This is a genomic window from Devosia chinhatensis, assembly GCF_000969445.1.
In the GTDB taxonomy this organism is placed as follows: Bacteria; Pseudomonadota; Alphaproteobacteria; order Rhizobiales; family Devosiaceae; genus Devosia; species Devosia chinhatensis.
The window spans coordinates 521076-543295 of the sequence record NZ_JZEY01000054.1 but is presented as its reverse complement, the minus strand read 5'-3'; the positions used below and the strand labels follow the sequence as shown (position 1 = coordinate 543295).

Genomic DNA, 22220 nt, shown 5'->3' with positions numbered 1-22220 from the left:
GAGGAGGATTTTCATGGCCAGTCTCGAGGGCAAGGTCGTCTTCATTACCGCCGCCGCGCAGGGCATTGGCCGCGCCTCGGCCGAAGCCTTTGCCCGCGCCGGTGCACAGGTGATCGCCACCGACGTCAACGCCACCCGGCTTGCCGAACTCGACGGCCGCGACGGCATCAGCACGCGCGTGCTCGATGTGCTTTCTGCCGATGCCGTGCGCCTGGCCGTTTCGGAGATCGGCCGGATCGATGTGCTCTTCAATTGCGCCGGCGTCGTCCATTCGGGCACCGTGCTGGAGATGAGCGACGCCGATCTCGATTTCGCACTCGATCTCAATGTCCGGGCCCAGATCCGCACCATCCAGGCCGTGCTGCCGCAGATGCTCGAGCGCAAGGATGGCGCCATCATCAACATGGCCACCGTCGCCTCGTCGGTTAAGGGCGTGCCCAAGCGCGCCGCCTATACCATCTCGAAGGCCGCTGTGGTCGGGCTCACCAAATCCATCGCCGCCGATTACACCGCCAGCAATATCCGGGTGAACGCCATTTGCCCGGGCACCGTGGATTCGCCCAGCCTGCACGAGCGCTGGCAGGCGACCGGCGATTTCGAGGGGGCGAAAAGAGCGTTCATTGCCCGCCAGCCGATCGGGCGGATCGCCCGGCCGGAGGAAGTCGCAGACCTCGCCGTCTATCTGGCCGGAGCGACCTACACGACCGGGCAGGTCCACATCATCGATGGCGGCTGGACGGCCTAGCCGCGTCGCGGCACCTGCGCGAAGAAGTCGGCATAATTGCCGTCCATCGCAAGGGCCAGCAGGGCTTCGAGGTCACCGATCGGGTCCGCCGACCAGTCGATCCGCAGATCGAGCGCGGGATAGGCCTCGGTGCCGAAGACCTTGAGCGCGGCCGAGCCCAGCCCCCTTTTGTCGCCCCCGGCCCGGGCGCCGGAAGCCAGCCCGTTATAGAGCGCTCGGCCAAAATGTCCGGCCGGAGCGCCAAAACCGGTCATTACTGCGTCGAGCACGGCGTCGTCGGTGAGCATGTTGCCGGCCACCGCAACATTGTCATTGAGGACATGCCCCGCCGCGCCTTCGCATTGTTCCCCCGTCCAGCCTGACGTCCGGCCCTGCCGATCCACGACGATGGCCTGCCGCCTCTGCCGATCTTCATCGCCCTCCAGCGCCGCCGCCAGCGCCAGGGAGGCCTCGGCTTCTTCGAGCGCTGCCAGGGCGTCGAGTGCGATATAGGGATTGGTCATAGCCTGCGTCGCCACGGCGCCTGTTCCGGCCAGACCATGCGGCACCAGCGCCCCCACCATCGGCCCTGCCGTCGCCGTGGCAACGCCGAACGCGCCTGTATCGGGATCGCGGGCAACAATGGAGAACGTCATGCAAACACCTCATGGTCAGTCATTTATCATCATAAATTGACAGAGGGCAAATTTATGATGATAAATCATCAACCCTTCTCCCATGCAGGACGCTGGGGAGCAAGGAAAGGGAAAGCAAGGAGAGGTTCACATGATCCGCAACTGGAAAGCCTTGGCGCCGCTGCTCTTGGCCGCCACCGCCCTGACACTGGCCGCACCAACAATGGCGCAGACCCCGCCTAATATCCTGGTCGTCGGCCAGATCGCCGAGCCGGCCTCGCTCGATCCGCACGTCTCGACTGCCTCGAACGATTTCCGCATCGCGGTGAACATCTATGACGGCCTGGTTCGCAATGCGCCGGGCACGCTCGAAATCGAGCCGGCCTTGGCGACCGATTGGACCATTTCCGAGGATGGCCTCGAATATACGTTTACCCTTCGCGACGGCGTCACCTTCCATGATGGCAGCAGCTTCAATGCCGAGGCGGTGAAGTTCAACTTCGATCGCATGCTCGATGACGCCCACCCCTTCCACGAGACCGGCCCCTTCCCGCTCTCGTTCAACTTCGCTTCCATCGACAGTGTCGAGGTGGTGGACGAGCTGACCGTCAGGTTCACCCTCAGCGAGCCCTTTGCCCCGTTCATGAGCAATCTGGCCTCGCCGACCGGCCTCATCGTGTCCCCTTCTGCCGTCGAGCAGTATGGCGCCGATTATGGCCGTCACCCCTCGGGCACGGGCGCCTTCAAGTTCGAGGAATGGCAGTCCAACAGCCGCGTCCTCGCTTCGCGCAATGACGCCTATTGGGATGGTGCTCCTGCGCTCGAAGCGGTGATTTTCCGCCCCATCACCGATGCCAATACACGCGTCGCCGAAATGCTCTCCGGCGGCATTGACGTGCTGCTCGAAACCCCGCCCGACAATGTCGCCCAGTTCTCGGGCGACGCCAATTACCAGGTTGTGGAAGCCGTCGGCCCCCATGTCTGGTACGTCATGCTCAACGCCAAGGACGGCCCCTTCGCCGATGTCCGCGTGCGCCAGGCAGTGAACTATGCCGTCAACAAGGAAAGCCTCGTCAGCGATGTGCTTCAGGGCACGGCTGACGTCTCCGCCGGCCCAATTCCGCCCGCCTTCAACTGGGCCTATAACGAAGACGTCCAGCCCTATCCCTATGATCCGGAAAAAGCCCGCGAACTGCTCGCCGAAGCCGGTGCAGAAGGTGCTTCTCTGACCTTCCTCGTGACCGAAGGCGGCTCGGGCATGCTCGATCCGGTACCGATGGGCACTGCCATCCAGGCGGACCTTGCGGCCGTGGGGCTCAATGTCGAGATCCAGACCTATGAGTGGAACACCTTCCTTTCGGAAGTGAATCCCGGCCTCGAAGGCAAGGCAGACATGGCCGAAATGGCCTGGATGACCTCCGATCCGGACACCCTGCCCTTCCTCACCCTGCGCACCGCCGCATGGCCCGAAGAAGGCGGTTTCAACTCGTCCTATTATTCCAATCCGGAAGTGGACGCGCTGCTCGACCAGGCCCGCCTCTCGACCGATCCGGAAGAGCGCGGCGACCTCTACCGCCAGGTTCAGGCCCTCACTCACGAAGACGCCCCTTGGCTCTTCGTCGCCAACTGGAAGCAGAATGCCGTCGTCACCAGCGCTGTCGGCGACTTCGAACTGCAGCCCGACTTCAGCCTCGTCCTCCGGGACGTGACCAAGCAGTAACAGGGACGGGACACCCCCACCCTGCCTCCCCCTGAAACAGGGGGAGGCGTCTGCCGGTGGCTCACCAGCCCCGCGACAAACGCGATCTTGCCCTCCCCCTCCTTCGGGGGAGGCTAGGTGGGGCTCTCTCCCCACGCCGCACCAAGGAGGACCACCCCATGCCCACCTACATTGCCAAGCGCCTCCTTGCGGCAATCCCGGTCATTCTCGGCCTCTCGATCATCGTCTTCCTCGTCATGAAGCTGATCCCCGGCGATCCGGCCCAGGCGCTTCTCGGCTCCTATGCCACCCCTGACAACGTCGAGCGCATCAACCGGGCGCTGGGCCTCGACCGCTCCTGGCCGGAGCAATATTTCATCTGGATCGGCAATCTGCTGCAGGGCGATTTCGGCCGCTCCTACATTCTCAATCGCCCCGTCCTCGATGAAGTTATCGAACGCTTCGGCGCCACACTCATTCTTGCCGGCGCATCGCTGGTCATCTGCTCGGTCCTCGGCATTCTCGCCGGCATCGTCTCTGCCGTGCGCCAGTTCGGCTGGACCGATCGTATCGTCACCTTCTTCGTGCTGATCGGCATTTCCATGCCCGCCTTCTTCCTCGGGCTCGTCTTCATCCTCTTCTTTGCCGTGCAATGGCGGCTCCTGCCGGCCTCGGGCATGTATGCCGTCTATGGCGGAGGCGACCTGCCGGACCTGTTGCGCCACCTCATCCTGCCCGCTTCGACCCTTGCCATCGTCGCCACCGGCGTCGTCGCGCGCCTCACGCGCGCCGCCATGCTCGAAGTGCTGCGCCAGGATTTCATCCGCACCGCCCGCGCCAAGGGACTTTCCGAGAACAAGGTGATCTATCGCCACGCCTTCCGGGCGGCCCTCGTCTCCATCATACCGGTCTTGGGCATCCAGGCCGGCTTCGTGCTCGGCGGGGCGGTCTATATCGAAACCGTCTTCCAGTGGCCGGGCCTGGGACAGATGCTGGTCAAGGCGGTGTCCACCCGTGACATCCTCCTCGTCCAGGGCGGCGTGTTGATCGCGGCCACCGTCTATGTGCTCGTCAATCTTCTGGCCGACGTCGCCCAGGCCATGCTCGACCCGAGGCTCAAGGCATGACTGACCTTTCCATGACCAACGCCCCCACCGCCGAGCGCAAGCGCCGCAGCAATTTCCAGCTATTGATGGCCAATAGACTCGCCGCCGCAGGCCTGTTCATCTTCAGCTTCATCGTTGTCGTAGCGCTGCTCGCGCCGATACTGCCTATTCCCAACCCGGACATCACCGACCAGCCAAATCGCCTCCTGCCCCCGTTCAGCGCCGGACACCTGCTGGGCACCGATCATCTGGGCCGCGATATTGTCTCCCGCCTCATCTGGGGCACGCAGGTTTCCCTACTCGTCGGCATCAGTGCCACCGCGCTCGCAGCTTTGTTCGGCTCGCTGATCGGCCTCGTCGCCGGCTATGCGCGCGGCGCGACGGACAGCATCCTCATGCGCTTCGTCGATATGCTGATGGCTTTCCCCTATATCCTCCTCGCCATTGCCATCGTCGCCGCACTGGGGCCGGGCCTGCTCAACGCGCTCTACGCGATCGCGCTGGTCAACATCCCCTTCTTCGCGCGCAATATCCGCGGCGTCACCGTCTCGATCCGCAATCGCGAATTCGTCGACGCCGCGCGCCTCTCGGGCAAAAGCCATGCGGCGATCCTCTTTACCGAAGTCCTGCCCAATGTCCTGCCGGTCATCGTCATCACCATGTCGACCACCGTGGGCTGGATGATCCTCGAAACCGCCGGCCTCTCCTTCCTCGGCCTCGGTGCCCAGCCGCCCACGGCCGACCTCGGCTCCATGCTCGGCCAGGCCCGCGCACAGCTCTTCACCGCGCCCCATGCCTCGATCATTCCGGGCATCATGATTTTCGTGCTCGTCATGTCCATCAACCTTTTGGGCGACGGCATTCGCGACGTGCTCGATCCGCGCCTGCGCTCCGGTGCGCTGGACCGGCCCATGGCCGTGACCAGGATCGCCCGCAGGAGCAAACCTGCCCCCACCCTTGCCGATGCGCCGGCCCTCGTCGTCGAAAGCCTCTCGACCGGCTTCGATACTGGCGACAGCATCACCCCGGCCGTCAAGGACATCAGCTTCCGGCTCGACAAGGGCGAGTGCCTGGGCCTCATTGGAGAAAGCGGCTCCGGCAAGTCGGTCACCGCATTGTCGCTGATGGGCCTCGTCGCCTCCCCGCCCGGCGTCATCACCGGCGGCGCCGCCTATGTAGACGGCAAGGATACCTTCTCCCTGCGTGAGCAGGAATTGATCGCCCTGCGCGGCGCCCGCGTCGCCTATGTCTTCCAGGACCCGCTGACCACGCTCCATCCGCTTTTTGCCGTGGGCGACCAGATCGCCGAGGCCATCCTGGCCCATAAGTCTCTCGGCAAGACCGCCGCGCGCTCGCGCGCCGTGGAGCTCATGGAAACCGTCGGCATCCGCGATGCGGCAAGCCGGGCCTCGGCCTTTCCGCACGAGCTCTCGGGCGGCCAGCGTCAGCGCATCGGCATCGCCATGGCACTCGCCAACGATCCCGACATCATCATCGCTGATGAGCCCACCACCGCGCTCGACGTCACCGTACAGGCCCGTATTCTCGACCTCTTGCAGGATCTCAGGCGCGAGCGGGGCCTCGCCCTTCTCCTTATCACCCACGATTTCGGCGTCGTCGCCCAGGTCTGCGACCGGGTGGCGGTAATGAAAAATGGCGAGATCGTCGAACAGGGCGACACGCAAGCGGTCCTCAATGACCCGCAGCATAATTACACCAAGCGCCTAATCGCCTGTGTGCCGGAGCTGGGCGAGGGCCATGGCTTCCTCGACCGTGTCCGCCCGCTGTTTCAGGAGGCCCGCCCATGAGCGAAAACGCCGTCCAGATCCGCGATCTCGTCAAGACCTTTGGCGGCGGTCGATCGCTCTTTGGCAGGAAAGCCACCGAAGTGCAGGCCGTTCGCGGCATCTCGCTGAACCTCAAGCGCGGCGAGACCCTTGGCATCGTCGGGGAAAGCGGTTCCGGCAAGTCGACGCTTGCCCGTATGCTGATCGGGCTTGAGGCCCCCAGCGCCGGCACCATGCTGATCGACAACAAACCATGGTCCGACCTGGCCTCCGCCGGCTCCCGCGCCTTCGGCCGCACCATTCAATATGTGTTCCAGGACCCGGTCGCCTCGCTCAATCCGCGCAAAACCATCGGACAGATCCTCGACGTGCCGCTGCGCCTGCTCTGCGGCTATGACGCCACGAAGCGCGCCATCCGCAAGCGCGAACTGGTCGATGCCGTGCAGATGCCGCTCGATACGCTCGAGCGTTATCCGCACGAATTCTCCGGCGGCCAGGCCCAGCGCATCGCCATTGCCCGCGCCCTTGCCGCCGAGGCCAGCATTCTGGTGCTCGACGAGCCGGTTTCGGCGCTCGACGTCTCGGTGCAGGCCCAGGTGCTGCTGCTGCTCCAGCAATTGCGCGACGATCTGGGCCTGTCCTATCTCTTCATCAGCCACGACCTGGCCGTGGTGGAATCGATTTCCGATCGCGTCGCCGTCATGTATCTCGGGGAAGTGGTGGAGGTCGGCCCCGCAGCCGCGCTCTTCGCCGCCCCGCAGCACGATTATACGCGGTCGCTCATCGCCAGCGCGCCGCGCCTCACCGCACCGGACGCCGCATGAGCGAGATCGAGACACCGCCCCGCCGCAAGCGCACTGACGAGATCGTCGACGCCATCAAGCGCATGATCGTCGAGCATGGCCTGGCTCCCGGCGACCGCCTCCCCCAGGAGCGCGACCTCATCGCCCAGTTCACAGCCAGCAAGGGCACCGTGCGCGAGGCCCTCAAGGCGCTGGAAGTCCAGGGGCTGATTTCCGTCCGCACCGGCCCGGGCGGCGGCGCCTTCATCGAGCGCATGTCCGAAGGCCGGGCGATGAGCCTGCTCTCCAACTTCCTCTTCGCCAAGAACCTCTCCATCGCCAATATCTACGAGATGCGCAAAGTGCTGGAGCCGCAATTGGCCGCCAGCGCCACCCCGCATATCGACGAGGCCGGCCTCAACCGGCTCGAAGCGATCATCCGCATCTATGATCACGAGCCGGCCGATGCCACCGAGCGCTGGAATCAGCGCATGGCCGAGCTCGATTTCCACGGCGTCGTCGCCGAATATTCCGATAATCCGATCCTCGCCTTCACCTGCCGGTTTCTCCAGCGCCTCCTCAAGGATCTCACCATCGCGCAGGACATTTATGTCCAGCCTGAGCCCGTCTCGCGCGAAAGCGGCATCCGCCATCAGCGCGACCTGATCGATGCCATGCGCCGTCGTGATCCGCCAGCAGCTGCAGCAATCCTCTCCGCGCATATGGCGGAAGCCGAGCAGCACATGCTGGGGCTTGAGGCCAAGCTCGAAGACCGTTTCCTCGAAGAAATCTCCCCCAGCCGCTCCAGAAAGCGCCGCTCGGCATGATCGACACCGATTACCTCCTCGACCGCCTGCTCCAGCTCGTCAAAACCCCCAGCCCCGTCGGCATGACCGAGCGCGCCGTAGCGCTTGTCGACACCTGGCTGCGCGAACTGGGATATTCCCCGAAATATACCCGCCGCGGCGTGCTCTTCGTCGAAGTGGGTAATGGGCCACCCCGCCGCGCCCTCGCCGCCCATCTCGATACGCTCGGGGCCATGGTCACCGAACTCAAGCCCAATGGCCGGCTTGCCCTGCGCAATACCGGCACCTGGGCCGCCCGCTTCGCCGAGGGCGCCCGCGTCACCATTTTCTCCGACAGAGGCGAACATCGCGGCACTATCCTGCCCCTCAAGGCCTCGGGTCACCGCTTCAATACCGAAGTCGACACCCAGCCAGCCGATTGGGACAATCTCGAAATCCGCGTCGACGCCACCCTGCCCGACCGCGATGCGCTCGTCAGCGCCGGCTTCAATGTCGGCGACATGGTCGCCGTGGACGCTCAGCCCGAAGTCGTCGACGGCTTCATCGTTTCGCGCCATCTGGACGATAAGGCTGGCTGCGCCACGCTTCTGGCCGTCCTCAAGGCGATCGCCGAGGGCAAGATCGAAGTCGCCGTCCCCTTCCAGGCCATGTTCACCATTGCCGAGGAAATCGGCATTGGCGGCACCCATGGCTTTGGTCGCGAGGTCGAGGAACTGCTCGCCATCGACAATGCGGTGACGGCGCCCAACCAGGCATCGCGGGACGACGCCGTCACCATTGCCATGAGGGATCGCCAGGGTCCCTTTGACGCGCGCATGACCCGGCATCTGCTCGATATCTGCGCCCACGCCGCCATTCCGCACGTCCGGGATACCTTCCGCCATTACCGCTCCGACAGCGCCGCTGCGGTCGAGGCCGGTTGGGATATCCGTGTCGGCCTCGTCTGTTTCTCGCTCGACAGTTCGCATGGCTGGGAGCGCACGCATATGGACTCGCTCGTCGCGCTCGGCACGTTGCTGACCGGATACGTGGAATCCGAGATCGCGGCCTAATCGGCTTGCCCCGGAGACGGTCCTCGGCCTACATCTCTCGTCCTGAGAGGTGCGGTGGCCAGCAAGAACGCGACATTGATCGAAGTTGCCAAACTGGCCGGGGTGTCCACGGCCACGGTCAACCGCGTGCTCAAGCAGCAGGGCTATATTTCCGAGGAGGCGCGGGAAAAAGTCCTCGCCGCCGTTGCCGCCACCAATTATCGGCCCAACGTCATGGCCCGCAGCCTGCGGACGCAGCGCAGTCACACGATCGGGCTGATGCTTACCGCCATCACGGTCAATCCTTTCTTCGTGGGCGTGGCCCACGCCGTCGAAGCAGCCGCCATCGCGGCGGGCTATCGCGTCGTCATCTTCAACCATGGCGGCAGTGAGAGCTATGAACGCCATGGCGTCGAAACCTTCATCGCCCAGCGGGTCGATGCGGTTCTCTTTTGCACGGCGGCCAGCCCGGACAATGTCGAGCTTCTGCAGGATGCCGGCATTCCCGCCATCGAGATCGAACGGTCGCTGACCGCCGGCGCCCATTTCGTGCGGGTGAACAATTATGTCGGCGCGCGGGCGGCGATGGATCACCTGGTCGGCCTGGGGCATCACCGTATCGCCTTCGTGGGCGGCGATCCCGCACTCTATCCGCACGACGCCGCCCGCAAGCGCTCCGTGGAAGAGGATCGCCTCGCCGCCTATCGCGACGGCCTCGTTGCCCATAAGCTCGCCCTCAGACCCGAATATCTGCGTCTGGGCCAGTATTACGATCTGGCCAGCGACGGGTCGGGAGCCGAGGGCCGCGCCCATGCCGAGGCGCTCCTGGCCTTGCCCGATCCGCCCAGCGCCATTTTCGCGACATGCGACATCCTTGCCGTCGGCGTCCTGCAGGCGCTCTACAAGGCCGGCAGGCGCGTGCCCCAGGATGTGTCCGTTGTCGGGTTCGACGACACGCTTGCGCCCTATCTTGCCCCACAATTGACCACCGTTGGCCAGCCTCTTGTCGAGCTGGGCCGGCACGGTTTCGACATGGCCCTGGCTGCCATCGAGGGGCGGCAAACGCCCGATGAAATCGTTCTCGACGCCGGCCTCATCATCCGTCAATCCACCGGCCCCGCGGCCTGATCAGCGACCGTTTGACACAGTGGAAAGCCTGTGTTAACTCTACATATGTCAACGATGACACATGCGCTTTCTGGGAGGAAAGCGCAGCTCGCAACGCACGAGTCCATTGGGAGGAATTCTTATGCGGCATTCATTGCTCGCGGCGACGGCGCTCGCCTCTACCCTGCTCACTGCCCCGGCCTTCGCCCAGACGGTGACCTTCTGGCAGTTCTCGACCAATCCAAACGACATCGCCGCATGGAATGCCATCATCGAGGCCTTCGAGGCCAGCCATGAGGGCGTGGATGTGGTCATGGAGATCGTGCCCTGGTCCGAGCAGCAGCAACGCCTGGTCACCGCCCTGACCACCGGCGGCCTGCCCGACGTGTCCATGCTGGGCAACAATGTCGTGGCCCAGTTCCAGGCGATCGGCGCCCTCGCCCCGCTCGATGACGCCTTTGCCGCCTATGACGCCGAAAATGGCACCGACGTTGCCGCCGACATCTGGCCGGGCGACAGGGGCTATTACAATCTCGGCGGTCAGTGGTGGGCCTCGCCCATCGCGGTGGAAACCCGTGCGCTCTATTATCGCAAGGACCTCTTCGAAGCGGCCGGGCTCGATCCCAACGATCCGCCCGACACCTGGGAAGAATTGCGGACCACCGCCAAGGCACTCACCGAGGGCACGCCCGACGGTACCTATGGCATCGCGCTGGCCACCAGCCTCGATTACTTCACCGTCCACAATTTCATGAGCGCCTATCTCGGATATGGCGCCCGCATGCTCAACGACGACGGCACCTGCGGCTTCGACTCGCCCGAATTCCGCGCAGCGCTTGATGTCTATACCGGTATCGCACTCGATGGCTCGACCCATCCCGATGCCGCCAGCATGAATGGCGACGCCTTCCAGCGCGGCTTTCTCGATGGCCGCTATGGCATGATCCTCATGCATCCCAGCCTCTACCGCGATCTGCAGACCGAACAGCCCGAATGGCTGGATTCCGTCGACATCGCCAAGGTCCCGGCAGGCCCGGTCAATCGCTCCGGCTTCCTCGGCGGCTGGCCTCTGGTGATGTGGGACGCATCCGACGCCAAGGATGCGGCGGGGCAGTTCATCATGTTTGCCACCCACGGCGATGCCTTCAAGGACCTGGCCGTCGCCGGTGGCTTCATCCCGGGCTCGATCTCGCTGGCCCAGGGCGAACCCTGGACCGAGTTCCCCTATCCGCTCTTTGTCGAGCAGCTCCAGGATGCCCGCGCCTATCAATATCCGAGCGAAGCCATCCCGCAGATGGGCCAGCTTGAAGTCGACACGATCCAGAAGGCCGTCCAGGCCGTGGCCCTGGGACAGAAGGACATCGACCAGGCAACGGCTGATCTGTGCACCGACATCAACACCGTTCTCGCCCGCTAAGGGCAGAGCAAACCCGGACGGTCCTTACCTCCCGCCGTCCGGGATCCTTTCCCAAGTCTCGGGACTTGCGGCGCTTTTGCCTGTGACAGGCTTGAGCGTCCGTCCCGTTGCCATCCCCGCTGGCGGCGACCTCCGTTTCGGCAGGGGCGCCCAGTTCGCAGGATGGCAAGGCCACCCGTAACACGGCCCCAAAGGGCGAGCGAGGCGATCAATGCTGCTTCCGTACCCTGGATTATTCGCATTGCTTAAAGTCAGTCTTCGCCCATGACCGCGCGCGCCACCGATACCGAGCCAAGGCCCTTTGGCGACATCGCCCTGCCCTATGCCCTTGTGGCGCCGGCCGTTCTGGTCGCGCTGGCCATCGCCGTCGTACCGCTTCTCTATGCGCTCTGGCTCTCGTTCCAGGATTGGTATCTGCTGCGCAATCCGACGCCGGTCTGGGGCGGCCTCATCAATTACGAGGCGCTTTTTGCCGATGCCGGTCTCTGGCGCGCCTTCTGGCGCACCTGGATCTGGACCATTGGCACCGTGGCCGTCGAGATTGCCCTGGCCTTGCCTTTGGCGCTGCTGCTCAACCGCGACACGGCCATTGCCCGCATGGCCTCGGCATTGATCCTTCTGCCCTGGGTCATGCCCTTCATCGTGCTGGGCTATGGCTGGCGGTTCCTGCTCGACAGCGAAGTGGGCGCCTTGCACGGCTTCCTTCAGGCTTTTGGCCTGGCCGGCAACAGCTCCATTCTCAACGATCCGAACATGGCTTTGGCTATCATCATCTTCATTTCCGGCTGGAAAGGCATGCCCTTCATGGTGCTGGCCCTGCTGGCGGCGCTCAAGTCCATCCCCGGCGAACTCTATGAAGCCGCCGCAATCGATGGCGCGACGCCCTGGCAACGGTTCACCACCATCACTCTGCCCGCCATCCAGAACACCATGCTGATCATCGGCCTCGTGCTGGGCATCCTTGCCTTCTACAGCTTCGACCTGCCCTGGATCATGACCCGCGGCGGACCTCAGGAGGCAACCACCGTGCTCGGCATTTCCATGTACAAGGCCGTTTTCACCGACCTCAGACCCGCCTATGCGGCCGCCATCAGCGTCGTCATGCTGGCCATTCTCGCCGTCGCTTCCTTCCTCTCGCTCAAGCTCCGGAGGCGTCAATGAACGAGGAAAGCCGCTGGCGCAGTCTCGCGCTCGATCTCCTGACGCTGGCCGTGCTCGCCCTGGTGCTGCTCCCGATCATCTGGGTGTTCATCGCCTCGATCCGGCCCGATGCCGACATCATGACGCGCAGCCTCATCCCGACGCGCATCACCTTCGATCATTTTGCCAATATCTTCTCGCGCGGCGATTTCCTCGTGGCGCTGCGCAACAGCCTTCTGGTCGGCGGTATCGTGGCGGTCTGCACGGTGCTGATCGCCGTTCCCGCAGCCTATTCGCTCAGCCGCTTCACCTATCTCGGGCGCGATTTCATCGGCTTTCTCATCCTCGCCACCCAGATGCTGCCGGCCGTAGCCGTTCTCGTGCCCATCGTGGTCATCATCCGCTCGCTGGGCATGGCCAATACGCTGACGGCGCTCACCTTCACCCATCTGGCGCTTGGCCTGCCGATCGCCGTGTGGATGCTCAAGGGATATATCGACGCCGTGCCGCGCGAGCTCGAGGAGGCCTCGATCATCGACGGCTCCTCGCAGCTGGGCGCCATGTTCCGCATCACCCTGCCGCTGATCCGACCGGCCGTGGTGGCCGTGGGTACCTTCGCCTTCGTTCTGTCCTGGGGCGAGTTCATCCTGGCGCTGGCGCTCATCACCAGCGCCGAGGTCAAGACGCTGCCTCTGGCGCTGCAAACCCTTTTCGACCCCTATTCCTTCTCCTGGGGGGTCGTCATGGCCGGTGGCGTGGTCATTGCCGCGCCGACCATCCTGCTCTTCCTTCTCTTCCGCAATCAACTTGTCGGCGGGCTCACCGCTGGCGGCATCAAAGGGTGACAAAAGTGTCGCTGACGACCCAATCGCTGTATTTCACCGGGCCGCGCGCCGTCGAAATTCGCTCCGAAGCGCTGGGCGGTCCCGGTCCCGGCCAGGTTCTGCTCAATCTTGAGGTCTCGGGCATCAGCGCCGGCACCGAGCTCAACGTCTTCCGTGGCCTCGCCCCCCAGTGGCGGCAGTCGATGGACCCCAAGACGCGTCTTTTCTCCGATGCCCACGGCTCGGACTGGTCCTGGCCGGCCCGCTACGGCTATGCCGCCGTCGGTCGCGTCGCCGAAATCGGTCGGGATGTCCGCGCGCTCAAGGCGGGCGATCTGGTCTTTGCCTATGTGCCCCATGGCCAGCACGCCGTGGTCGATGCCAATGCCGTCGTGCCGCTGGGCGATCTCGACGACGCGGAAATCGGCGTCTTCTTCGCCAATCTCAATACGGCCTATAACGGCGTGCTCGATGCCAATATTCCGCTCGGCGCCGATGTCGTCGTCTCGGGCCTCGGGGTCATCGGGCAGATGGTGACGCGGCTTCTCGCCCGCAACGGCGCGCGCCAGATCATTGGCGTCGACACTATCGCCCAGCGCCGCGAGTTGGCGGCCCAGGGTGGCGCGACCACCCTTCTCGACCCGCGCGACGGCCCGGTGGCCGAACGCGTCCGCGAACTCACCGAGGGCCGTGGCGCCGATACGGTCATCGAAGTCTCCGGCGCCGCACCGGCGCTGAATGAAGCCATCCGCACTGCCGGTTTCAACGGCACGGTGATTGCCATGTCCTGGTATGGCGGCACCTTTGAATCGCTCAGCCTTTCAGGCGAATTCCACCATAATCGCCCGCGCATCATTTCCTCGCAGGTGGGCACCGTGAACCCGTTCCTGGGCCCTCTCTGGTCGGTCGGTCGACGCGGAAACATCGCCCGCGACTATCTTTCGAGCCTGGCGCCGGCGCTCAAGGGCTTCATCACCCATCGCGTGCCGCTTGCCGAGGCGGGACGCGGCTACGGCCTGCTCGATCAGGGCTCGCCCGACGTCATGCAAGTTCTCATCGACTATCGCTAACCGGAACCGACACATGAAACTCTCCGCTTGTATCGAATGGCTCTTTGCCGATGAAAGCGACGACTTTGCCGGTCGCATCCGCGCCGCCAGGGCCGCCGGTCTCGACGCGGTCGAATTCTGGTTCTGGTCCAACAAGGATCTCGATGCGGTCGAAGCCACCCTGAAGGAAACCGAACTTTCACTCTCCGGCTTCGTTGCCGAGCCGATGATTGCGCTGACCGACCCGGCCAATCACGCCGAATTCCTCGCCGGCCTCGCGGTCTCCATGCGCCAGGCCCAGCGCCTGGGCGCCAAGGTGCTCATCGCCCAGGCCGGCAATGACCTGCCGGGCCGGACGCGCGACGAGCAGCACGATGCCCTGGTCCAATGCCTGCTGGCTGCCGCCGACGTGCTCGAAGGCAGCGGCGTGCGTCTCGGCGTCGAGCCGCTCAATACGCTGATCGACCATCCCGGCTATTACCTCTCCTCAACGCGCGAGAGCCTCGATATCGTCGACGCTGTCGGCCGCCCGGAAATCGGTATCGTCTACGATCTCTACCATTCCTACGTGATGGGCGAGGCTATCGAAGACGTCCTCGATGGCCGCGTCTCCCGCGTCATCCATGCCCATGTCGCCGATCATCCGGGCCGCAACGATCCGGGCCTTGGCGAAATCGACCTCGGCAAGCGCCTGAGCTGGCTCTATGCCAATGGCTACGAAGGTGCCGTGGGCCTCGAATACCGGCCCGACGGGTCGACCGGCGACGCACTGGCCAAGGTCCGTGCCGCGCTTTCAGCAAGCTGATGGGGAGAACGTCCATGTCCGACATCAAGGTCACGAACCTGCGCAAGAATTACGGCGCCGTTGAAGTCCTCAGGGACATCAATCTCGACATCCGATCGGGTGAGTTCGTGATCTTCGTCGGCCCCTCGGGCTGCGGCAAGTCCACGCTTTTGCGCTGCATCTCGGGCCTGGAACGACTGAGCGGCGGCACGCTCGAAATCGGTGGCCGCGTCGTCAACAATGTGCCGGCCAGCAAGCGCGGCATCGCCATGGTCTTCCAGTCCTACGCGCTTTATCCGCATATGAGCGTGCGGGAAAACATGGCCTATTCCATGAAGCTGCGCCGCGCCGCAAAGGCCGAGATCGAAAGCCGGGTCGCCGAGGCCGCCCGCAAATTGCAGCTCGAACCCTATCTCGATCGCTTTCCGCGCGAATTGTCCGGCGGCCAGCGCCAGCGCGTGGCCATCGGCCGGGCCATCGTGCGCGACCCGCAGGTCTTTCTCTTCGATGAGCCGCTGTCCAATCTCGATGCCGCCCTGCGCGTCGCTACGCGCCTCGAAATTGCGAGGCTCAAGGAAGGCCTTCCCGACACCACCATGGTCTATGTCACCCATGACCAGGTCGAAGCCATGACCCTGGCCGACCGGATCGTGGTGCTCAATGCCGGGCAGGTCGAGCAGGTGGGTACGCCCGAGGAGCTCTACGAGCGCCCACAATCTTTGTTCGTGGCCGGCTTCATCGGCTCGCCGCGGATGAACCTTCTCAGGCACGAGGACGGCACCACTATGGGCATAAGGCCCGAAGACATCACCCTGGGCACCGGCGCCCAACAGGGCAAGGTCGCTTATGTCGAATATCTGGGAGCCGATACTTTCGCCTTCCTCGACATCGGCCGTCCTGACCTGCTGACCGTCCGGCAGACGCGCACCGCCCTGCCGGACGTCGGCAGCATGATCAGCTACGATTATCCGCAAGAGCGGGTGCATCGGTTCGACGCGCAGGGGAAGCGGCTGGGCTAGCCGCTCTCCAGCATCGTCCGCGTCATCCCGCTGATGCGCGGACTTCCGCTTCAACAGCCGTCCGATTTTGCCGAGGCATCAACGCTGCCCCACCCGAACGGTCACCGCAGCGCCCGGCCCGCTGCATCGAACAGATGCAGGCCCTCTGCAGGCAATTTCATGTCGATGCTCTGCCCCACCACGAGCTGGGGCGCACCATCGAGCTTGAGGGTCACCGTCTCCCCGCTCGGCAATTCGGCATAGGCCAGGGCGTATTCGCCGAACTGCTCGACCACGGCGAGCGTACCCGAGAGATCGGCATGTGCCGGATCGGCCAGCAGCAGGTGCTCCGGACGCACGCCCAGCGTCCTGGCTTCGGCCAGGTTGGCATGGGCCAGAGGCAAGGCCTTGCCCCCCGGCAGCGTCAATCCCCCGCCCGATGGGCTGACGGCGAGAAAGTTCATGCGCTGGCTGGCGATGAAACCGGCGACGAAAGTATTGACGGGCCGCGTATACAATTCGAGCGGCGAGCCGACCTGCTCGATCTTGCCGGCATTGAGCACCACGATGCGATCGGCCAGCGTCATGGCCTCCACCTGATCGTGCGTCACATAGATCATGGTGGCGTCGAGCGTCGCGTGGAGCTTGGCAATCTCCACCCGCGTCTGCGCCCGCAGGGACGCATCGAGATTGGACAGGGGCTCGTCGAACAGGAACACTTTGGGGTCACGCACGATGGCGCGGCCGATGGCCACGCGCTGGCGTTGCCCGCCTGACAAGGCCTTGGGCATACGGTCGAGATAGGGCTCGATCTGCAGGATGCGGGCGGCCTCGCGCACCCGGCGCTCGGTCTCTTCCTTGGGTGTCTTGGCCAGCTTGAGGCCGAAGGCCATGTTGTCGAAGACACTCATATGCGGATAGAGCGCATAGGATTGGAACACCATGGCGATGCCACGCTGGGGCGATGGCACGTCGTTGACCACCTTGCCGCCGATGGCAATTTCGCCGCCGCTGATCGGCTCGAGCCCCGCGATCATCCGCAACAGGGTGGACTTGCCGCATCCGGAGGGCCCGACGAACACCACGAATTCGCCCGCCTGGATATCGAGATCCACCCCATGGACGACCTCCAGCGATCCATAGGATTTCCGCACGCCCCGAAGACTAACGTCAGACATCTTGTTCTCCCGTCGGCTTTGCCCAACTCCCTGTCGGCTCCCTCCGTCTGAGGAGGGACCGCGTGAGGGGGCCATCCGTGACTTGCCACGCCCTTCTTTCTCCGGCTCTCCCCTTGGCGGGGAGAGCCATTGACCCGCCTTGCGTGCGCGACCTCACTTCGTTTCCACCAGCAGCGTAGCGATCTCGAACGGGCGTAATTGCAGGCTGATGCTATTGTCGGTGATGGTGAGTTTTTCGCCCGCCTGTTCCTCCATCAGGTTCACCACACGCACCGATTTGACATCGAGGCCAAAGCTGATCGTGGCATTGGCGCGTTTATTGGCGTGTTCGAACACGCGCAGCACCAGGGCATCGGACGCCTCGGCCTTCTTGACCGTTTCGATGGTGACATTGGCCGCGTCGACATTTGCGAGGCTGAAGCTGCCGAATTCGGTCGCGGCACTGCCCGCAGCCTGGCGCGAGCCGATGACCGCGATCGGATTGTTGAAGCGTTCGGCCGCCCGATGCACCTGCGCGAGGTCCGCGACGCCGTCATGCACGAACAGCGCATAGCGGATGCGGTGTTCACCCAGGTCGGCCTCGGGATGCGGATGGGTCGAACCCCGCACCAGCGTCAGCCGCACCGTCTGCTCGTGGCAATCATAGGCATATTTGCTGTCATTGAGCAGCGCGATGCCGAAATCGGCCTCCGACACGTCGACCCAGCGATGCATGCTGGCCTCGAAGCGGGCCCGATCCCAGGTGGTGTTGCGATGGGTCGGGCGCGTTACATGGCCGAAGGCGATTTCCGAGCGCACTTCGGAGGTGTTGAGATCGAAGGGGAACAGCGCCTTGATGACCTGAGCCCGTTCCTGCCAGTCGATAAAGGTGTCGAACTCAACCTGCCGTTCATCTTTCGCCAGCGAGATCACCTGGACGACAAGCGACTTCTGGTAACGCCGCTCGATGCGGATCGCGGCGCGGTGCGGGCCGGTTTCCACCACCGAAATGTCGGCCTTGCCGTCGGCCAGCGGCCAGAACTGCTCCTCGAAATAGCGGTCGATATCCCAGGCATCCCAGTTCATCGGCTTGTCTTCATAGGCGATCAGGCGGTTGGCCTTTTCGCCGCCCTGCAATGTCTCGCGGTCGCGCGTCTTGTCGAACACCGAGACGATCTCACCCTTGTCGTCGAACGTGACCCGCAGCAGGTCGTTTTCGAGGTGTGTCGTCGAAACCGAGACACCGCTTTGGCCGGCGCCGTCACCGGCCACGATCTGCGCCCCGGTCCAGCCCAGCGGCGCGATGGCCGAGACGGCGGCGACGCTGTCGGTCGAGCCATCGGCGCGGGTGATAGCCTGCACCGGCACGCTGCCACCGGCCGTCGCCAGGGCCGATCCGGCCGCAACCTCGCCCAGATGCACCAGTCCCGAGCGGGCCTGGCTCGTGAAGTTGAACAGCCGCAATTGGTCGGCGCCCGGCTTGGCCGCGGCCTGCGCCGCCGCATGCCAGGGGCCATTGGCCGAATCCAGCGTCGAGAAGATGCGGCCATATTCGGCGTCACTGTCGACATAGACTTCGGGGATGGAGGTGCCCGGCAGGATGTCGTGGAACTGGTTGATCAGCACCAGTTCCCAGAATTCGGCCAGTGTCTCGCTGGGATAGGCATGGCCAGCTTTGGCCAGGGCCAGCGCGCCCAGCATTTCCAGCTCACGCAGGCGCCGTTCGGCATTGCGGTTATTCGCCTTGTTCTTGGCCACAGAGGTGAGCGTGCCACGGTGATATTGCAGGTAAAGCTCGCCGTTCCAGGTGGGGAAGCGCGCCGGATCGGCGTCCATGGCCTTGCCCAACCGGTCGAGGAACGGGACGATGCCTTCGAGCTTGACCTTGGGCGCCCCGGGAATGCCGCGTTCGAGGCGCGTGCCGCGCTCGATCATGGCGCGGGTCGGTCCGCCGCCGCCATCGCCATAGCCATAGGACATGACGACCTGGTCATAGGCGGCCTTGGGTTCGTAGCGCTTCCAGGCGCCCATGGTCTCGGAAACTGAAAGGTCGCCGTTATAGGTCGTGAAGATCTGCTCGCTGTCATATTTCTGTGCAGTGATCAGCTGCGCCTTGGTGACGGTGCCGTCGATGCCGCGCCAGAAGAACGTGTCATAGGGGTGCCGGTCGGTATCGTTCCAGGAGAGCTTGCTGGTGACGAAATATTTCAGCCCCGACTTGTCCATGATCTGCGGCAGGTTGGCCGAATAGCCGAATGTATCGGGCAGCCAGACTGTCTTGGGATCGACCCCGAAATGCTCGAGATGGAACCGCCGACCGCGCATGATCTGGCGCACGAGGCTTTCGCCCGAGGCGATGTTGACGTCCGGCTCCACCCACATGGCGCCTTCGATCTCGAACTGGCCCGACTTCACCCGCTTGAGCATGCGCTCCCAGATTTCGGGATAGTCCTTCTTGAGGAAATCGAAGAGCACCGACTGGTTATACATGAAGACGAATTGGGGATATTCCTCCATGAGGTTGAGCACGGTGGCAAAGCTGCGCCCCGTCTTGTCCCGCGTATGCATCACCCTCCAAAGCCAGCCCACATCGAGATGGGTCGAGCCCACCGCCGTGATCTGCGGCTGCACTTCGGTATCGACCAGGTCGTAGATTTCCTGGGCGATCTTCTCGGCTTCCGGCAGGCCCTTCTCGAAGGCTTCCGTATGGCCATCGCGCCGATCCAGCGCTCGCAACGCCCGGTTGACGATGTTGAGGATGGCGTGGCGGCGCGGGTCGTTCTGCTGCAGGCGGACAGCCACGTCGACCGGCGTCTGCAGATCGTAATAGAGCTTTTCGGCGCGCTCGTTACGGATGAAGAAATCCACCTCGAAGCCGACCAGCGGCCGGTCGAAGAAGGTGAAGGCGTTGACCAGGAGCACGTGCTTGTTGCCCGGCTTGGCGTCACGCTCGATCACGAGTTCGGTGTGGTTGCCATCCAGGGCCTGGGCGATCTTGCCGTCGAGATAGGCCAGGCATTGCGGATCGGTCGAGCCCGGCCGCTCCTGCCACTGGCTGGTGAAATGGGCGACAAAGACTTTGCCCCGGGCGTCTTCTGGCACGGTGATCTCGGCGGCGAACCAGGTATGCTCCTGATGCTTGGCCCAGACCGTATGCCGGCCGAATTGCTCCCATTGCCGCCAATCGGCCTTGAGCGCCTCTGCGGCCGAAAACCCGTCGGCGCGCTGCACATGCCACTGGAACGGCACGTTCTTGAGCGGGGTGCGGATTTTCTTTTCCAGGTCCGCGCACAGGCGCAGGAGCTTGCCCTCCTGCTTGAGGTCATCATCCAGCAAACCCAGCTTGGACGAGAGGGGATTGGAATAGGTCATCCTTTAACTCCGACACCGGCGAACCCTGTGTTCATGTTCCGCCGCAACAAGAAATACACGCCGATCGCCGGCGCCGCGTAGATGATGGAAAAGGCCGTGAGGAACCCGTAATTGATGGCGCCCTGCTGGCCGAATGCGGCGTAGAGGCCCACCGACATCGGGAAGGCATCCTGCACGCGCGCAAAGATCAGGGGCAAGAGGAACTCGTTCCACGCCCCGGTGAAGGAAAAGAACCAGACCACCGCGATCCCGGCCCGCGACATGGGCAGCACGATCCGGCTGACGATCTGGAACAGGCTCGCCCCCTCGACATAAGCCGCTTCCTCAAGCTCGATCGGCACGGTGTCGAAGAAGTTCTTGAGCAGCAGCAGCGTGAACGGCAGGTTGAGCACGGTCAGCGCGATGATGACGCCGAGCTGGTTGAGCAGGCCCAGCCGCTGCGCGCTGAAATAGAGCGGCACCAGCACACCCGCAGAGGGTAGCATGCGCAGCAGCACCAGCGTCCACAGGAACGCATTGCGCCCCGGGATCTTGAGCCGCGACAGCGGATAGGCCGCCGAGATGCCGACCACGACGCTGAGGGTCGCCGTGCCCGCCGCGATCAGCATGGAATTGAGAAACTGCCGGCCCGCATTGCCGCTGACGGCTTGCGCGAAATTGTCGAGCCCCACGGAGCGGGGGATTTCCAGTTGCCCGGTGGAGAGCGGATTGAAGGCATTGAGGAGGAGCCAGGAAAACGGGCTGATCCAGATTACCGCCATGAAGGTCAGCGCGATGGCGGTGAGGCGGCTCGGAGCATTGGATTCCATTATTTCGGCTCCCGGAGCATGCGGAGATAGACCAGCGACAGGCAGCCGACGATGACCAGCATGGCCACCGAAATGGCCGAGCCGAAGCCCAGATTGCCGCGCGCGAAACTCTGATTGTAGAGGAAGACCGCCAGCGTCTCGGTCTGTCGCCCCGGCCCGCCGCCGGTCATGGCGAAGATCAGCGGGAAATAGGTGAAGGTCCAGATGGTGATGAACAGCATGTTCGTCGCGATATGCGGCCGGATGATCGGCAATTGCACCAGCCAGATGCGCTGCATGGGGGTCGCGCCGTCCACCTTGGCGGCCTCCACCACTTCGCGGCTGACCGAGTCGAGGGCCGCCGAGAACAGCAGATAGGACCAGGCCGTGCCCTTCCAGATATTGGCGATGGTCACCACCGGCAGGGCATAATCATTGATGAAATTGACCGGCGGCAGCCCGAGAGGCCGGATGATCAGCTGGTTGATGAGCCCGGTCTGGGCCGTCGTCGCCGACCAGAGGAAGGCCGCCACGATATCGGGCAGCAGCCAGCCCAGCATGATGCAGACCTCCACCACGCTGCGCAACGTCGAGCGCGTGCCGCGCAGGGCAGCCGCGAGCAGGAAGCCCAGTACGGACTGGCCGACAATGGCCGAGAAGAACACGAAGATGATGGTGGTCCAGAGCGAGTCGAGGAAGCCGCGGCGGGTGAACAGGCGCTCGAAATTCTCGAGACCGACCCAGCTCCATTCCACGCTCTTGCGGCCGACCAGCGCCAGGTCGGTGAAGCTGAAGGCGAAGGCCCAGCCGGTAAAGTAGAGCAGCACTCCGATGAGCAGGATGGCCGGCAACATGCCGAGGCCCAGAACCCAGAGATTGCTGGTCAGCCAAGGATTGGCCTGGTTTCTCATCGGCGCCTCTTGGTCGGGTAGACAGGTTCAGCACGCTCGACCTGCACCCTGCCCGTCAAAGGCGAAGAGCTGCGTCGAGACCGTGGCAACGTGCGGTGAAGGA

19 protein-coding genes are annotated in these 22220 nt (G+C 64.0%); 14 read left to right on the top strand and 5 right to left on the bottom strand.

The genetic code is table 11. The features are described from left to right. Positions 1-13 precede the first annotated feature (13 nt). Complete coding sequence (locus VE26_RS02700; RefSeq protein WP_046103661.1) at positions 14-745, top strand: SDR family oxidoreductase; 732 nt, start codon at positions 14-16, stop codon at positions 743-745. Here VE26_RS02700 and VE26_RS02695 read toward each other — a convergent pair. Then, positions 742-1380: a DUF1028 domain-containing protein gene (locus VE26_RS02695; protein ID WP_046103660.1), complete on the bottom strand. Its 639-nt coding sequence runs from the start codon at positions 1378-1380 to the stop codon at positions 742-744. The two genes, VE26_RS02700 and VE26_RS02695, sit on opposite strands and share 4 nt — an antisense overlap. Positions 1381-1582: 202 nt before the next feature. Here VE26_RS02695 and VE26_RS02690 point away from each other — a divergent pair, with 202 nt between their 5' ends. The 13 genes from VE26_RS02690 (at position 1583) to VE26_RS02630 (ending at position 15910) form a co-directional block, all read left to right on the top strand. Then, positions 1583-3079: an ABC transporter substrate-binding protein gene (locus VE26_RS02690; RefSeq protein WP_244465664.1), complete on the top strand. Its 1497-nt coding sequence runs from the start codon at positions 1583-1585 to the stop codon at positions 3077-3079. A 158-nt stretch (positions 3080-3237) separates the two neighbouring features. Beyond that, entirely contained in the window at positions 3238-4185 is a 948-nt protein-coding gene (locus tag VE26_RS02685; RefSeq protein WP_046103658.1) for an ABC transporter permease, read from the top strand. Further along, positions 4182-5972, top strand: coding sequence for a dipeptide/oligopeptide/nickel ABC transporter permease/ATP-binding protein (locus VE26_RS02680; RefSeq protein WP_046103657.1), 1791 nt, complete (start codon positions 4182-4184; stop codon positions 5970-5972). Before VE26_RS02685 ends, VE26_RS02680 begins: the two co-directional genes overlap by 4 nt. After that, positions 5969-6775 (top strand): ATP-binding cassette domain-containing protein, encoded by an 807-nt coding sequence (locus VE26_RS02675; protein ID WP_046103656.1) that lies wholly within the window; start codon positions 5969-5971, stop codon positions 6773-6775. Before VE26_RS02680 ends, VE26_RS02675 begins: the two co-directional genes overlap by 4 nt. After that, the gene (locus VE26_RS02670; RefSeq protein WP_046103655.1) at positions 6772-7560 is read left to right on the top strand and encodes a FadR/GntR family transcriptional regulator; all 789 of its coding nucleotides are present in this window, start codon (positions 6772-6774) and stop codon (positions 7558-7560) included. The genes VE26_RS02675 and VE26_RS02670 overlap by 4 nt, the downstream gene beginning before the upstream one ends. Continuing rightward, positions 7557-8591, top strand: coding sequence for an osmoprotectant NAGGN system M42 family peptidase (locus VE26_RS02665; protein WP_046103654.1), 1035 nt, complete (start codon positions 7557-7559; stop codon positions 8589-8591). Before VE26_RS02670 ends, VE26_RS02665 begins: the two co-directional genes overlap by 4 nt. Positions 8592-8645: 54 nt before the next feature. Continuing rightward, positions 8646-9698: a LacI family DNA-binding transcriptional regulator gene (locus VE26_RS02660; protein ID WP_052715616.1), complete on the top strand. Its 1053-nt coding sequence runs from the start codon at positions 8646-8648 to the stop codon at positions 9696-9698. 121 nt (positions 9699-9819) lie between these two features. Next, entirely contained in the window at positions 9820-11094 is a 1275-nt protein-coding gene (locus tag VE26_RS02655) for an ABC transporter substrate-binding protein (protein ID WP_046103653.1), read from the top strand. 264 nt (positions 11095-11358) lie between these two features. After that, positions 11359-12255: a carbohydrate ABC transporter permease gene (locus tag VE26_RS02650; RefSeq protein WP_046103652.1), complete on the top strand. Its 897-nt coding sequence runs from the start codon at positions 11359-11361 to the stop codon at positions 12253-12255. Then, positions 12252-13079, top strand: a complete 828-nt coding sequence (locus VE26_RS02645) for a carbohydrate ABC transporter permease (RefSeq protein ID WP_046103651.1) — start codon at positions 12252-12254, stop codon at positions 13077-13079. The genes VE26_RS02650 and VE26_RS02645 overlap by 4 nt, the downstream gene beginning before the upstream one ends. A gap of 5 nt (positions 13080-13084) precedes the next feature. Next, a complete protein-coding gene (locus VE26_RS02640) occupies positions 13085-14128 on the top strand; it encodes a zinc-binding dehydrogenase (RefSeq protein WP_052715810.1) in 1044 nt (347 codons plus the stop codon). A 13-nt stretch (positions 14129-14141) separates the two neighbouring features. Next, positions 14142-14912 carry a TIM barrel protein gene (locus VE26_RS02635; RefSeq protein ID WP_046103649.1) on the top strand — a complete coding sequence of 257 codons (771 nt, stop codon included), beginning with the start codon at positions 14142-14144 and terminating at the stop codon, positions 14910-14912. 14 nt (positions 14913-14926) lie between these two features. Continuing rightward, positions 14927-15910 carry an ABC transporter ATP-binding protein gene (locus tag VE26_RS02630; RefSeq protein WP_046103648.1) on the top strand — a complete coding sequence of 328 codons (984 nt, stop codon included), beginning with the start codon at positions 14927-14929 and terminating at the stop codon, positions 15908-15910. 101 nt (positions 15911-16011) lie between these two features. Here VE26_RS02630 and VE26_RS02625 read toward each other — a convergent pair whose 3' ends face one another. From VE26_RS02625 to VE26_RS02610, 4 genes are all read right to left on the bottom strand, one after another. Next, a complete protein-coding gene (locus VE26_RS02625; protein WP_046103647.1) occupies positions 16012-17067 on the bottom strand; it encodes an ABC transporter ATP-binding protein in 1056 nt (351 codons plus the stop codon). Positions 17068-17220: 153 nt separating this feature from the next. Then, positions 17221-20418 (bottom strand): alpha-mannosidase, encoded by a 3198-nt coding sequence (locus tag VE26_RS02620; protein ID WP_046103646.1) that lies wholly within the window; start codon positions 20416-20418, stop codon positions 17221-17223. Continuing rightward, positions 20415-21227: a carbohydrate ABC transporter permease gene (locus tag VE26_RS02615; protein ID WP_046103645.1), complete on the bottom strand. Its 813-nt coding sequence runs from the start codon at positions 21225-21227 to the stop codon at positions 20415-20417. Before VE26_RS02615 ends, VE26_RS02620 begins: the two co-directional genes overlap by 4 nt. After that, complete coding sequence (locus VE26_RS02610; protein ID WP_046103644.1) at positions 21227-22117, bottom strand: carbohydrate ABC transporter permease; 891 nt, start codon at positions 22115-22117, stop codon at positions 21227-21229. The genes VE26_RS02615 and VE26_RS02610 overlap by 1 nt, the downstream gene beginning before the upstream one ends. Positions 22118-22220 lie beyond the last annotated feature (103 nt).